Here is a 13127-nt window from a genome sequence, read left to right on the forward strand (position 1 = left end):
TATTGACGACCATCGCGAACATCACACACTGTAGATTATTTAAAACCATGAATACGAACTATGCTGCAGGGATCGCCGTAGCGCTTATCGTCATTTCGCTTGCCGTCAACGGACAGGTTACTTCTTCCATTAGAGGTTCCATAACCGATAAAAATGGAGATGCTGTACCTTGGACAACGGTCTCCATTCCTACCCTGAAAATCGGCACCACAGCAGACAGTACCGGGATATATGTATTAACCGGTGTCCCATCCGGCAACTGGGAACTGGAGGTAAAATATGTAGGCTACCAACCCTATCGTACGAAAATACATACCAATGGCACCACACCGGCAGTGAAGGACATCACCCTCATGGGTGAAAGCGCCTCACTGGACGAGGTAGTGGTGTCCGGCACGATGAAAGAGGTTTCCAAACTGGATAGCCCGGTGCCCGTTGAGGTATATACGGCAAAATTTTTCAAGGCCAATCCTGCACCTTCGGTATTTGATGCGCTGCAGAACATCAATGGCGTACGACCGCAGCTCAACTGTAACATTTGCAACACCGGAGACATCCACATCAACGGACTGGAAGGCCCTTATACCATGGTATTGATTGATGGCATGCCCATTGTGAGTGGCCTGTCCACGGTATATGGCCTGAGCGGCATCCCCCAATCGTTGATCGACCGTGTTGAAATCGTAAAGGGGCCCGCCTCTACACTTTATGGGAGCGAAGCGGTAGGTGGCCTCATTAACATCATCACCAAAAATCCAAAAACGACGCCTCTTCTTGCTGTAGACGCCTTTGGCACCGGCTGGGGCGAAGTCAATGCCGATGTCGCCGTCAAACTAACTGTCAGCAACAATGTGCAATCGCTGCTCGGCGCCAATTACTTCAACTACCAGAACCCGATTGACAACAACAACGACCATTTTACCGACGTTACCCTGCAACACCGCATATCGCTATTCAACAAGTGGAACTTCGAACGCAAAGAAAACCGCGTGTTTTCCTTCGCAGCACGGTACATCTACGAAGACCGCTGGGGCGGCGAGATGAATTGGGCGCCCCAATACCGGAGCGGCGACCAGGTATACGGCGAAAGCATTTACACCAGCCGGTGGGAACTGTTTGGCACCTACCAGCTCCCGGTAAAAGAACACATCCTGTTTATGTTCAGCGCTAATGGCCACGATCAGAACAGCGCGTATGGTAACACCCCATTTTTGGCCGACCAGTACATCGGCTTTAGTCAGCTGACGTGGAATAAAGCCGTAGGTAGCCACGATCTGTTGGCAGGATTAACCTATCGGTACACCTATTACGACGACAACACGGTAGTGACAGCCGATTCCAATAACCCGGATGTTAACAATCCTTCCCTCACTAAACTTCCCGGTATTTTTCTTCAAGACGAAATCGCCCTAAATGGCCAACACAAAGTATTGTTAGGTGCCCGGTATGACTACAATTCCATCCATGGTAGCATCCTCACCCCACGCGTGAATTACAAGTGGAATTCCACAGATAAAAATAATGTGATCCGATTGAGTTTTGGCAATGGTTACCGCGTGGCCAATGTGTTCACGGAGGACCATTCGGCGCTGACGGGTGCACGTGAAGTACTGTTTGAGGATGAACTGAAACCGGAAACCTCGTGGAACGGGAACGTGAATCTCGTGAAAAAAATCCCCTTTACCAGTGGGGGGATTATCGGCTTCGATGCTACGGTCTTTTACACCTACTTCAACAATAAAATCATCGCCGATTACGACAGCGATGCTACTAAAATATTCTTCGGCAACCTAGACGGTCATGCCATTTCGCAGGGTGTTTCGCTGAATGTTGACCTCGCGCTAATGAACGGCCTCAAACTGAATGCCGGTGCTACAGCAATGGATGTGTACAGCGTAGAAAACGGAGAAAAGACACAACAGCTGTTTACTGAGAAATTTACCGGTGTATGGAACGCCAGCTACACCATCCGGCACCTTGGGCTTACCTTGGATTATACCGGCAACCTGTACGGTCCCATGCGTTTGCCCCTGCTCAGCGACGACGATCCGCGTCCGGACCGATCGCCCTGGTGGAGTATCCAGAATATCCAGGTGAGCAAAGCATTCGGCAATGGGATGGAAATTTACGGCGGCATCAAAAATTTACTGAATTGGACTCCGAACAAGGGCGTTCCCTTTCTGATTGCGAGGTCGCACGACCCGTTCGACAAAGGAGTGGATTGGGGCGCAAACGGCCAGCCGGTAGCGACCGCCGAAAATCCGTATGCCCTTACGTTTGACCCATCTTACGTATATGCGCCCAACCAAGGGGCAAGAGGGTTTATAGGAATTCGTTACAGTTTTTATTAAAAATACGGAGGCGTATGTTGTTACTCAGAAAACTGTGTCTGTCACTGACGCTCCTGGCATTGGCGCACCAAGCATGGGGTCAAATCCATGCCATTCCCATCGGTGAGCTGACAGACAGCATACGCCTCCGTCCCAAACCCAGTCTCGTTCTGATTTCGACCAGTTGGTGCATGTATTGTCGGATGCAAAAAGCACAACTCAAAAGGAACACCGACTTTCAAACCGCCTCAACTCATTTCTATTTTTCGGAGCTCGACGCGGAAACCAAGGAAAATATTATTTTCAACGATGCCACCTATGCATTCCAGCGTACCGGCGTCGATATCGGAACGCACGAATTGGCCTATGCACTCGGAAACATCGATGGTCAGTTGGCCTTCCCTACCTGGGTACTTATCGACGAGAATTTTACTGTTTTATTTACGTATCCCGGTGTACTTGACAAGCCGACGTTGACTAAATTAGTAACCTATCTATCTCAGCAACCCGCTGAAACACAATAATATTTAAACCAAGATTTAAACGAAGGGAAAATATTTGGAATAAACGGAAAAATTTCCTTTATTGCACGAAATTTAACAACTACCTATGTTAAAACAGTTGCTACCAGCGGTTTCCTGCTTGCTCGCGTTGCTATCTGCGTGTGAGCCAAATGTGAGCGAATCGCTGGAGCCGATTGTGCCTACCGAATCTACAGGTAGTTTGGCGGGCAATGACAACGACGCCCCGGCTGATCCACCGAGTGAAACCGATACCGCAATTGTCGCAGCGTTAGCTGCCGTAAACAAACTGCGGCAAGCCGGCTGTAATTGCGGAACGGAACCTTACCCAGCCACCGGTAAGCTCGTTTGGAATGCCCGGCTTTTTGAGGCTGCGTTGCATCATGCGAAGGATATGCATGCGCAGAATTATTTTAGCCATACCAGCCCTTCGGGCGAAAATGTGTACCACCGTCTTGTTGCCTCAGGTTATATTTCAGCTGCAGGTGATGTCCTTACCTATGGAGAAAATATCGCCTTCGGTGATTTCGATCTAAACACAGCCGTCCAAAAATGGCTGGAAAGTCCGAGCCACTGCGCAAATATGATGCGAGACACGTACCAAGAAATTGCCATCGCACACGACGGCAACTACTGGGTGCAGGTTTTTGGCGCCAAAAGAAAATAAATCGCAATGTAGCAAACCGCTACCCACTCCCGTTACCGTTCATATGTTAAATTGTGTTAAGGGATTAATTAATCGGATTATTTAAATAACTTTGCGGCTCGCAAGGTTGAAAAGACAAAACAAAATGAAAAAATTAAATGTACTTGTGTTGGGTTGTGTGGTGGCTATAGCCGCAGCTTCGTGTATTAAAGATGGTGAGTCGTTTGATGCCAATGCCCAGTACCAATTGGAAAAGCCTATTGTTGAGGCCTACGCAATGGAACATCTAGATAATCCAGACTATAAAGACATCCAAGGAGTGCGTGTTTGGTTCGAAGTGTTGGAGCCCGGAGATCCGGAATCATACCAATATAAAGTCGACGAAAACTCAGGCCAGCAAGTGCTCGTTCCTGCAACGGCAATTGTTTCCTATGAAGGTCGATTAGTGAATAACAATACCGTATTTGAGTCTAAAGAAGATCAAGAGTTTGTTATCTCACTCAATAGTATAATTCCAGCCTGGCAATTGGCGTTTTTTCCGAACAAGTTCCGTTATGATGCAGACGGAGAATTACTTGACGAACCTATCGATTTTGGCGGATTAACGGAAGAAGGATTGAAAGCCGGATCGGTAATCCGCATTGTCACCCCTTCTTATTGGGCGTATCAAAACTCAGCCAGAGGTAGTATTCCGGCTAATTCACCGTTGTACTTTGAGATTTCTGTTTCGGAACTCGAAGACTATAATAGTACCAATTAATTTTTCGCTTTATTAATGTATAGTGTTAAGCCGCTTTTCGGTATTGCTTTCGTAGCAGTCTGCTTATTTTTTGGTTGTTCCAAAAAAGAATACCAATCATTTGAAGAATTGGATAACGCCAATATTCGCGCATATATTCAAAAGAATAACCTCAAGGTAAGCCAATACAAGGACACGGACTTGTTTTACGAAGTACTGGAGGAAGGAACCGGTAATCCGATTGATTACAAAAAAACCTATCCGATTGTATATACGGTAAAAAGCCTGGACGGCGTTTACAATTCGGGAGATACGCTGAGTTCCAGTAATCGTTATGCGGATTACTTTGGCTACTTTCCCTTTGGATCAGGTGCTGCAGGCTCCCCAACCGTGGAACGTGAAGGTGATTTTAAGGAAGTAATCCGCGAAATCCTGCAAAAAACAAACGGTAAAATTCGCATTATCGTGCCTTCCCGACTAATGTACGGAAGAAACGGTGTGCCCGAACGGGGCATTCCTCCCAATGCCTCATTGGATTATGTGGTAACCGTGCATGATAATTTCACGGACTACGAAGATGGAGTAATCCAGAAAATGATCGCTAATGCCGGGCTGAACATTGAAGACTTCACAAAAACGGAAGACAACATTTACTACCGTATCGATGAACAAGGTACAGGAGATCCTATCACCGCTGACTCTACGGTAACGGTAAACTATACGGTAAAAAACCCCGATGGTAGTGAACGCGATTCCGACACCAATTCAGAGTTCAATTTAGCAAGCGGCACGATACCTGTTTGGGGAGAAATCCTATCGCTAATTAACAAAGGTGGAAAAATCCGCTTCTTTGTTCCTAGTCCAAAGGCATATGGGATTGCGGGGGTTACCGACCAGTACGGAAATTACACTCGACCGCAATTTCTCTCGCTGGACTTTGACGTTGAAGTGAAGGATGAATAATCAGGAAAACTCAAATCACATAAAAGCCCGCGACATCTGATCGCGGGCTTTTTCATTTATTTCCCCCGATACTTCGAACCGTCGAGAATAACCTGCGCCTCCGAAATCCCCAGCAGTTCAGGCAACGTAGTTTCGGGATAGCGTTCCATGTAAGCTTGAACCAATCGCCACCCTATAAACACGCCCAGTTTCGGAGCCGATTCGTTATGTTCGCCTAATTCCGGTGTAAACGGAGCTTCGCTGAGATACTTTTGCACACGGTTGTAATCTGCTTCGTATAACAGGTTTTCCTGCAGGAACCAAGCCCAAATGTCGCGTTCATAACGTTGTGCCCATTCCCACTGCTGTGTGGTATAGCCTATTTTCAGCGTGTCGGCCACATCGGGCATTACCCGGTCCATCACATACAGCACCTTTCCCTGATAGACCATGTGCTGAAGCAACGTGACATCCAGGTCGTTCTGCGGATACAGTTCCTCACGGATGTAGCTCTCCACCGTCCGCGGCACAATATTTTCCGGGGTAAACCGACGGGATAGATAATTAGGTATACTCTCCCTCAATGCGGGATAAAATTTTGAATCCGCTCCCAAAAACATGTCCAGCCCGATCCCCAAGTAATCTTCGCCGACAGGGGATTGCACCGCAAATCCCGAAAAAAAAGCAATGAACCGAGGAATCGGAATATCCGGAAAATAATACTTGAAATACTTGAAAGCGTCGGTCAGTCCGGCTTCTTGTGCTGCCATATCGGGATAAACTTCAAATACACTGGCCTTCAAGGCGTTGAAATCATCCGTTTCGATTACCGCTGTCAAAACAGGGGCCAGTCGGATACTATCCAACGGATTGCCCGCTTCCAGCATGTACTGCATGTAATCGGCATAGAAATATCCATATCGCTGGAGCCATTCGCGGTTCTTTGCAAGCACATTATCCGGCTGCAGACTATCCAGCGCCCTGTCAAAACGTTCGATCTTGATATCGACATCGATATGGCTCACATCTACACGGGTTTCACCGCTGCACGAAAACAGCATGATAATCAAAAAAAAGCCATAGATTTGCGGTAAATTGATTTTGAGCATCATTTTTGTTTATCAACTTGGCAACGAAGGTACGGATTTTAGTGAGGATGATGGAACGCGGATGACATACATAAAACGGATTTACACGGATATACTCGATAGTATGCAGAACAACACCTTACGATTTTTTCTTTTCATAGTACTCTCATCGTTCATTACTTTCCCCCAACAGGGCATGGCCCAGGATTATTATAGCTCAACGTACCAGTACAAGCCGATGTCATTCGGTATCACGTTTGCACCGAATATGGGATGGATGCGCTATGGAGACACAGAGGGTCATAAAAGCACCCCGAAATTCGGATTTGCTTACGGGCTGCTGGCTGATTTCGCCTTTACCGAAAACTACTATTTTTCTACGGGGTTATTGGTCAATACACTGAATAATGAAGCGGAATACCCAAGCCCGGTCGCCGACCCCACGTCCAGCGTAGCGGTCTCGCTGGTTTCCAATGAATATAGGCTCCAATACGCCGAAATTCCCATATCCCTCAAGCTGAAAAGTACCATGCGGTATTTCCGAAGCTATTATGGGCAATTTGGTTTTACCGGCGGCATTAAACTCAATGCGAAAGAGAAGGCCGATGGTGCCTCTTCCCGCACTTCTTTGGGCAATGATGCCGATTTCTTCCGACTGGCACTCCAGATCGGGGGTGGTGTGGAATGGCAGCTTGACCATAATATGGTGATGATGACTGGCCTAAGCTTTAACAATGGATTCACCCGGGTCATCAAGCAAGGTGAGCCCCGAAACTCGTATGTAGCCTTTAATTTCGGCATCTTTTTCTAATGTTAATTTCCTAGTGAAACGTGGTATGATCATCGCATTAGCTCAACTCAACTATCACATCGGCAATTTCGAAGGGAACCATACCGCCATCACACGGGCTATTCAGCAAGCAAAAGACCGGGGAGCCAACCTTGTGGTGTTTGCTGAACTGGCCATCGGTGGTTATCCGGCCAAGGATCTGCTGCGGTCGCCCGCCTTTCTGGATCGCTGCGAAGCGGCCATCACGGAAATTGCCGCACTTTGTCATGGAATCGCCTGCATCATCGGCGCACCGATCCGCAACGACAGCGGCAAAGGTAAACCCCTATATAATGCTGCATTGCTGATCGCAGACGGTGCAGTACAACAGATCGTTCACAAAGGGCTTTTACCCGACTACGACGTATTTGATGAATACCGCTATTTCCAACCGGCCGACTCCTTTCAGTGCATCACGTACCAACATCAGAAGATCGCACTCACAATCTGTGAAGATCTGTGGAATATTGCTTCACCGAAACTCTACCGGCGAAACCCCATGGACGTATTGCGGGGGGAAAAACCGGACCTCATCATCAACATCGCTGCCTCTCCCTTTTCGTACAACCACTTGCGGGAGCGGATGGAGGTCTTGCAATCGCACGCGAGAGAAACGGTGGCACCGCTTGTATACGTAAACCAAGTAGGTGCCCATGCAGACATTATTTTTGACGGACGATCCCTTGTCCTGTCGCCCACGGGTGAACGGATTGATATGATGGCTTCCTTCAACGAAGACCTTAAATATTACGAACTTCACGAAAAAACCCTGACTGCGTTGCAGGATACCGCTGAGGTGCAACCCCCGCTGGATACCCCGTTAATCCACCAAGCGCTATGCGCAGGCATCCGTGACTATTTTCATAAATCCGGTTTCAAAAAAGCCGTTGTTGGATTGTCCGGCGGAATTGATTCAGCGCTCGTTGCCGCGCTCGCCTGTGAGGCGCTCGGTCCGGAAAATGTGATGGCCGTGCTGATGCCGTCCGTCTATTCCAGCGATCATTCCATCACCGATGCCCTCGATCTGGTTCGGAACACGGGTTGCCGGCACGAGGTTATTCCCATACAACCCATGGCGGATGCGTTCGATCAAAGCCTCAGCCAGGCTTTTAGTGGATTAATGCCCGATGTAACGGAAGAGAACATCCAAGCCCGTATCCGGGGCACGCTATTGATGGCTTTTTCCAATAAAATGGGCTACATTTTACTCAACACGTCCAACAAGAGCGAGGCGGCCGTAGGCTATGGCACGTTGTACGGTGATATGGCGGGTGCATTGGGTGTCATCGGCGACGTTTACAAGACACAGGTATACAAGCTGGCTGCCTATATGAATCGCCACCGGGAAATTATTCCGCAGCATACGATCGTTAAACCGCCATCGGCTGAATTGCGGCCCGGCCAAAAGGACAGCGATTCGCTACCCGAGTATGAATTGCTGGATTCTGTACTCTTTCAATACATCGAAAACGAAAAGAGTGCGGCACAGATCGTTGCACTGGGATTCGACGAAGCGCTGGTACAGCGGGTATTGAATTTGGTAAACCGGGCTGAATTTAAACGGTTTCAGTCTCCGCCGATTCTGCGGGTCAGCAGCAAAGCCTTTGGTTCAGGAAGAGCCATGCCATTGGTGGCTACGTATCCGATGGGTTAATAAAATTAACCAAATAAATCCGAATACGTACCCGTTCGCACTAATTCGAGTGACCGAATTTTGTCATTTTCATCCCATATCAAAAGCAAATCAGGTTTCACATGGCATTCCCAGTAACCGCTATAATCGCCTTTCAATTTATGTGGACGATATTTAGTGGCTATCCCTCTATGTCCCTGCTCGACTAACACGGAAACAAGTTGATGTAATAAGTCAAAATCAGTCTGCGAGCGCTTTTTAAGGCGTTTCAGATCTTTTTAGGAATTTCGTGGAGGTTGTCAGTTGATAGGGAGACATCAAATAGATCAAATACTATTAAACAATGCATCTACGCTGTCAAATCGTTTACCTTTCCCCTGCTTCAATTCTTTCATTGCAGCAACAGTCTCTTTATTCGGTTCTTTTGGCGTCCCGCTTTTTACCTTCACTGCAACACCCAATTCCTTTAATAATGCTTTTACCAAGGAAGTCTTCTCATCGGGCACTTTAATTTCCAAAGTCTGCATATTCTAAATATTTATACAAAAATAATCATTTCAGGATTCATACACAATGGCAGATCAGATTAAACCATTTCTCCTCCCCCTAGTCTAACTCGTTACACGGATTATAATAGGAGGTTTCAACAATGAAACGGTTAATAATATATTGCATTCCTTTGTTGGTATTGGCATCTTGTTCGGCCTATAAATACCATACAACCAAAGTACAAAGCACCGACTTTTCTCAATACCACACATACGCTTGGCTTCCGCCCTCCGATTCGCTATCTAAATCGTATTTTGATAACGATATTGCCAATGCGAACATTCTGGAGACCGCGAACCGCGAGCTGGAAGCCCGGGGGCTGACGTATTCCAAAGACAATCCGGACCTGCTTTTCCGATACATTGCTATTGTAAATAACAAAAGTCGCCCTGTATATGGCGGATCTCGGTACGGCCCATGGGGCATGTGGGGATACAATCCCTGGATGTGGGGCCCGGGTTGGGGTGCTTGGGGCTGGGGCGCCTGGAATGGACCGGTTGGTAAAGAGCGATATCGTGCGGGCCACATCATCATCGAGGCAAAAGATCGGCGATCCAATACGGTGATCTGGCAAGCCCGTGGTAGCGGCGAAGTGAGGAACCCTGAACAGGCTATTAACAAATTACCGGAAATCGTGACGGGAGTGATGGAACAATTTCCGTTACCTGCTGCTAAATAGAAGGTCGAAGCGTTAAATAAAACCGTACTTCTTTATGCTGTTTTGAATTTTCCAGTACGAGTCGTGCCGCCGTCTCTCCCATCTCTTTAAAATCGGTCGAAATGGTGGTGATACCGTTGAGGATGAATTTTTTCAACGGTGTCTCGTTGTATGAAATGATACCTACTTCTTTTCCGATCTTTAGCTTCAATGAAATCACCTTGTCGAGCAACTTCACCAAATCGTCTTCCATCAGGTTGATGTACACCTCCCCTGATGATATCGGCTCTTCTTCGATATCACTCACCAACAAGTGATTGAAGGCATATTGCTGACAGAAGCGATAAAAGCCTTTGATAATACCTTTGGGAAAATAACTTTTATCCGGAAAGATGAGTTTTAGGGTATGATATTTACTGAGCGATTCTTTTGCTTGCTCCAACGCGTTGTAGATGTCTTTTTCAAAGTTTTCATATACCGCAGCATATTCGCCATCCACCTCCGATATCAGCTTATCCAATAGCACCAGCCTATCTTTTGGAATGGTATTGATAATCTCGGCAGCCTTGTCGCGCCCTTCAATAAAGTGCGGAATGATCACATAATGGGTATATTCCTTTCTCAGATTTTGGAGTAATTTCCTGAATAGGGAAAGATCATTATTGTACACATAGAAATCGACCGCAGCGTCGGTACCAACAGCTTGAACAAAGGCATCGTAAACAATCTTTTTGTGCGCGCTCAGCTTATTGAAAAACAGCACAATCTGAAGCTTCTGTTTAAAATCAGCATTGGCAATGTAGTAGCCTTTTCCGGGAACGGAACCCAGCACGCCCAAATGCTTTAGGTGCTTGTACCCTTTCTCGGCTGTATCCCGCGATATTTCCAGCACATAACTCAGCTCATTGATCGAAGGAAGCATGTCATCCTTCTGGATTTTTCCGGCTTCTATGGCGTTAATCACCGCATTCGCCAACTGCAGGTATTTGGGCGTGGCGGAATATTCATTGATGTGAATATGCTCAAACATGGGTACCGTCTTCATACCGTTTCTAACGCTTTTCGAGCGCTAAAATTACGGGGTAAAATCGATCAATCCAAATGAAACACCAGTTTCAATGGTCTGCTGACAGGTGAAAAATCGGAGTTTGTTTCCATGATGTCTGCCATGTACTTCCACCACCGTTGCATTACCGGATGACTGCCCATATCCTGTGAGGATGCTCCATTTTCCGATCGCTGCTGCACGGCAAAAAGTATATCCGATTCTTCATCAAGAAATATGGTGTAGTCACTTACTCCGTGCTCTTTTAATAAAGCGACTATTTCCGGCCAGATGTTGTCGTGACGCCTTTTATACTCTTCGCGGCAATTCGGCATCAACTTCATCTTGAATGCTATCTTATTCATCATGGAGCTACCTGATAATTTTGACTTCCTTTGGTCCGTCGACCTCGGATTTGATCTGCCCGTTGGCTTGCTTCGTATGCTTAACCTTTACCACGCCATAAGGAGTAGGGAACGTCCCTTCGGCATACTCCAAATCCCCCAGATGAGGCGTGATCGAAATTTCCCGGCATCCCGGTTTGGTGACCCGGATACCCAGCACATGTTCGGTAAGCCAAGAAGTGGGACCCGAAGCCCATCCATGGCAGAAGCTGTGACGGAAACCGACGTAGCAATAATCGCCGTAGTCCCCATGGATATCTTTTTTCCCGGCGGGCACCAATTCATCTATGCGACCTGCATTGGGCAACCAATCGAGGTTAAAGTCTTCCCAAAACGTAGTTGCCCCCAGATCCAGCATCGCTCCCCAATAGTTACGGATCACATCCAGCGCTCCTTGGTAATTTCCGGCTTTGGCCATCGCTTGCAGCATATAATATCCGTAAAAAGTGGAAAAGTTCTTTGCACCCCCTGCGGCAAGTACCGTATTCGCATCCGACGCGGGCACCAAATCGGTCAGTGACATCAGTGCGGCTGCTTGTTTGGACTGACCCATATCCGGCGTATATTTTTTCAATCGGCTCACCGCTTCTTCCGCAGTCCGCCGCGTTTCGTCGTCATTCAAAATCACCGCCAGCTTGGCAGCTGTTGACAACGACCAGATCGTCATCGCCTGCAATCCGGCGTGAATAGCCGCGGGATCTTCGCTGGAGGGCCAGTCGAGGAAACGATTGCCATCCATCATTTCTTTGCCATCCGGTCCGATTTTGGAAACGATTTGCTTAACCAACGCAGAAAGATAGGGCTGTTGCTCCTTCAAATAGGCTAAGTCTGCATGATGCATATACCAATCGTGATGTAAGATAATCCACCACATGGAGTACGTGCTGATGCCGCTCATCCATCCCGGCAGGGGTGTTACATCCCTCGCCAGGTCCAGACTTTTAGGTACCACCTCGTTGTATCCGAAAACGGTATTCACTGTCGACACCTCGGGATGGAGGTCGCCCACCCACACCAAGCGATCCCGTTTGATGCCATCCCATAAGTATTCCTGCATATTGAGATGTACCGTGTAGGCTCCGGTCTGCCAAATTTTATTGAGCCGCTCGTCACTGCTGTTGAAAGAACCTAGGTAAGGAATATCCCGGTAGGTAAAAATCGCACGCACCTCTTTCAGGTGTAATTCTGCATCGGCGTCCAGCAGGTCGATACGTACGAAACGGAACCCGCTTTCCCCCACCTGAGCCTTTCCCAGCCAGGGCAATTGTAAATGGAGATCGCGAATGGCGTGATCATTGGTAGCCCCTTTCTCTCCTATTTCAGCCATGGCTTCGCTGGCCGATTCGCCAAAGCGGACCCGTATCGTGCGTGGGGTATTTCCGGGCGACCACATGCCTGTAACGATTTCCAGTCCACCCTGCAATTCCTTACCGAAATCCAGCAGGATACTGCTCCTTGCTTCGCCTTCATTTTTCAGCACACAGATGCTCGCATTGGTCAGATCTGCTTGCCCATTTCCGGGCTTGAGCAGTTGCTCGGTATTGGCGATGTTGCCCGATTGCCAAAGAACACGTACCGGTGAAATAAATTCGCGGGTCAATTCACTTGGCTGGCCAATCACCTGGGATTGTACAAAAACAACTAGCCACAAAAAAGACACCCCACTATAAAATAATAACTTGCTCATGTTTAAAAGAGGTTTACAACATGCGCAAGTTAGGGAGAATAACGTAAGCGGGTATC

The 13127-nt window shown here is 47.6% G+C and carries 14 protein-coding genes; 8 read left to right on the forward strand and 6 right to left on the reverse strand.

The window, feature by feature from the left end:
- The first annotated feature begins 47 nt into the window (after positions 1-47).
- The 5 genes from BMZ56_RS04755 to BMZ56_RS04775 all read left to right on the forward strand — a co-directional run bounded on the left by BMZ56_RS04755 (position 48) and on the right by BMZ56_RS04775 (position 5199).
- On the forward strand, positions 48-2351 hold the full coding sequence (locus BMZ56_RS04755) for a TonB-dependent receptor (RefSeq protein ID WP_090624841.1): 2304 nt from the start codon (positions 48-50) through the stop codon (positions 2349-2351).
- A 14-nt stretch (positions 2352-2365) separates the two neighbouring features.
- The gene (locus tag BMZ56_RS04760; protein WP_090624843.1) at positions 2366-2854 is read left to right on the forward strand and encodes a thioredoxin family protein; all 489 of its coding nucleotides are present in this window, start codon (positions 2366-2368) and stop codon (positions 2852-2854) included.
- 85 nt (positions 2855-2939) lie between these two features.
- The gene (locus BMZ56_RS04765; RefSeq protein ID WP_090624845.1) at positions 2940-3518 is read left to right on the forward strand and encodes a CAP domain-containing protein; all 579 of its coding nucleotides are present in this window, start codon (positions 2940-2942) and stop codon (positions 3516-3518) included.
- A gap of 124 nt (positions 3519-3642) precedes the next feature.
- A complete protein-coding gene (locus BMZ56_RS04770) occupies positions 3643-4257 on the forward strand; it encodes an FKBP-type peptidyl-prolyl cis-trans isomerase (RefSeq protein WP_090624847.1) in 615 nt (204 codons plus the stop codon).
- Between the two features lie 15 nt (positions 4258-4272).
- Positions 4273-5199 carry an FKBP-type peptidyl-prolyl cis-trans isomerase gene (locus tag BMZ56_RS04775; protein WP_090624849.1) on the forward strand — a complete coding sequence of 309 codons (927 nt, stop codon included), beginning with the start codon at positions 4273-4275 and terminating at the stop codon, positions 5197-5199.
- A 56-nt stretch (positions 5200-5255) separates the two neighbouring features.
- On the opposite strand, the gene gldB is transcribed toward BMZ56_RS04775, so the two are convergent.
- Positions 5256-6290 (reverse strand): gliding motility lipoprotein GldB, encoded by a 1035-nt coding sequence (gene gldB, locus BMZ56_RS04780; RefSeq protein ID WP_317048178.1) that lies wholly within the window; start codon positions 6288-6290, stop codon positions 5256-5258.
- On the opposite strand from gldB, the gene BMZ56_RS04785 reads away from it, so the two are divergent.
- Together BMZ56_RS04785 and BMZ56_RS04790 are read left to right on the forward strand one after the other, a co-directional pair.
- Positions 6280-7077 carry an outer membrane beta-barrel protein gene (locus BMZ56_RS04785; protein WP_143072852.1) on the forward strand — a complete coding sequence of 266 codons (798 nt, stop codon included), beginning with the start codon at positions 6280-6282 and terminating at the stop codon, positions 7075-7077. The two genes, gldB and BMZ56_RS04785, sit on opposite strands and share 11 nt — an antisense overlap.
- Positions 7078-7102: 25 nt before the next feature.
- Positions 7103-8749, forward strand: a complete 1647-nt coding sequence (locus BMZ56_RS04790; RefSeq protein WP_090624855.1) for an NAD+ synthase — start codon at positions 7103-7105, stop codon at positions 8747-8749.
- Between the two features lie 5 nt (positions 8750-8754).
- Here the strand turns inward: BMZ56_RS04790 and BMZ56_RS26130 are convergent, their stop codons facing one another.
- Complete coding sequence (locus tag BMZ56_RS26130; RefSeq protein ID WP_090624860.1) at positions 8755-9000, reverse strand: type II toxin-antitoxin system YafQ family toxin; 246 nt, start codon at positions 8998-9000, stop codon at positions 8755-8757.
- Between the two features lie 54 nt (positions 9001-9054).
- The gene (locus BMZ56_RS04800) at positions 9055-9255 is read right to left on the reverse strand and encodes a hypothetical protein (protein ID WP_090624862.1); all 201 of its coding nucleotides are present in this window, start codon (positions 9253-9255) and stop codon (positions 9055-9057) included.
- A gap of 122 nt (positions 9256-9377) precedes the next feature.
- Here BMZ56_RS04800 and BMZ56_RS04805 point away from each other — a divergent pair, with 122 nt between their 5' ends.
- Entirely contained in the window at positions 9378-9956 is a 579-nt protein-coding gene (locus BMZ56_RS04805; RefSeq protein WP_090624864.1) for a DUF4136 domain-containing protein, read from the forward strand.
- On the opposite strand, the gene BMZ56_RS04810 is transcribed toward BMZ56_RS04805, so the two are convergent.
- The 3 genes from BMZ56_RS04810 to BMZ56_RS04820 are packed head-to-tail and all read right to left on the reverse strand — an operon-like array spanning position 9949 to position 13071.
- Complete coding sequence (locus BMZ56_RS04810) at positions 9949-10980, reverse strand: GntR family transcriptional regulator (protein ID WP_090624866.1); 1032 nt, start codon at positions 10978-10980, stop codon at positions 9949-9951. The two genes, BMZ56_RS04805 and BMZ56_RS04810, sit on opposite strands and share 8 nt — an antisense overlap.
- Positions 10981-11027: 47 nt before the next feature.
- Positions 11028-11348, reverse strand: a complete 321-nt coding sequence (gene rhaM, locus BMZ56_RS04815) for an L-rhamnose mutarotase (RefSeq protein ID WP_245893079.1) — start codon at positions 11346-11348, stop codon at positions 11028-11030.
- A gap of 4 nt (positions 11349-11352) precedes the next feature.
- On the reverse strand, positions 11353-13071 hold the full coding sequence (locus tag BMZ56_RS04820) for an alpha-L-rhamnosidase-related protein (RefSeq protein ID WP_090624870.1): 1719 nt from the start codon (positions 13069-13071) through the stop codon (positions 11353-11355).
- Positions 13072-13127: the final 56 nt, after the last annotated feature.

Source organism: Parapedobacter indicus (assembly GCF_900113765.1).
Taxonomy (GTDB): Bacteria; Bacteroidota; Bacteroidia; order Sphingobacteriales; family Sphingobacteriaceae; genus Parapedobacter; species Parapedobacter indicus.

What these genes read in the sequence shown, in the direction of transcription:
- BMZ56_RS04755 (WP_090624841.1), top strand. Translation starts at nt 48, where the DNA reads ATGAATACGAACTATGCTGCAGGGATCGCCGTAGCGCTTATCGTCATT.
- BMZ56_RS04760 (WP_090624843.1), top strand. Translation starts at nt 2,366, where the DNA reads ATGTTGTTACTCAGAAAACTGTGTCTGTCACTGACGCTCCTGGCATTG.
- BMZ56_RS04765 (WP_090624845.1), top strand. Translation starts at nt 2,940, where the DNA reads ATGTTAAAACAGTTGCTACCAGCGGTTTCCTGCTTGCTCGCGTTGCTA.
- BMZ56_RS04770 (WP_090624847.1), top strand. Translation starts at nt 3,643, where the DNA reads ATGAAAAAATTAAATGTACTTGTGTTGGGTTGTGTGGTGGCTATAGCC.
- BMZ56_RS04775 (WP_090624849.1), top strand. Translation starts at nt 4,273, where the DNA reads ATGTATAGTGTTAAGCCGCTTTTCGGTATTGCTTTCGTAGCAGTCTGC.
- gldB (WP_317048178.1), bottom strand. Translation starts at nt 6,290, where the DNA reads ATGATGCTCAAAATCAATTTACCGCAAATCTATGGCTTTTTTTTGATT.
- BMZ56_RS04790 (WP_090624855.1), top strand. Translation starts at nt 7,103, where the DNA reads ATGATCATCGCATTAGCTCAACTCAACTATCACATCGGCAATTTCGAA.
- BMZ56_RS04800 (WP_090624862.1), bottom strand. Translation starts at nt 9,255, where the DNA reads ATGCAGACTTTGGAAATTAAAGTGCCCGATGAGAAGACTTCCTTGGTA.
- BMZ56_RS04805 (WP_090624864.1), top strand. Translation starts at nt 9,378, where the DNA reads ATGAAACGGTTAATAATATATTGCATTCCTTTGTTGGTATTGGCATCT.
- BMZ56_RS04810 (WP_090624866.1), bottom strand. Translation starts at nt 10,980, where the DNA reads ATGAAGACGGTACCCATGTTTGAGCATATTCACATCAATGAATATTCC.
- rhaM (WP_245893079.1), bottom strand. Translation starts at nt 11,348, where the DNA reads ATGATGAATAAGATAGCATTCAAGATGAAGTTGATGCCGAATTGCCGC.
- BMZ56_RS04820 (WP_090624870.1), bottom strand. Translation starts at nt 13,071, where the DNA reads ATGAGCAAGTTATTATTTTATAGTGGGGTGTCTTTTTTGTGGCTAGTT.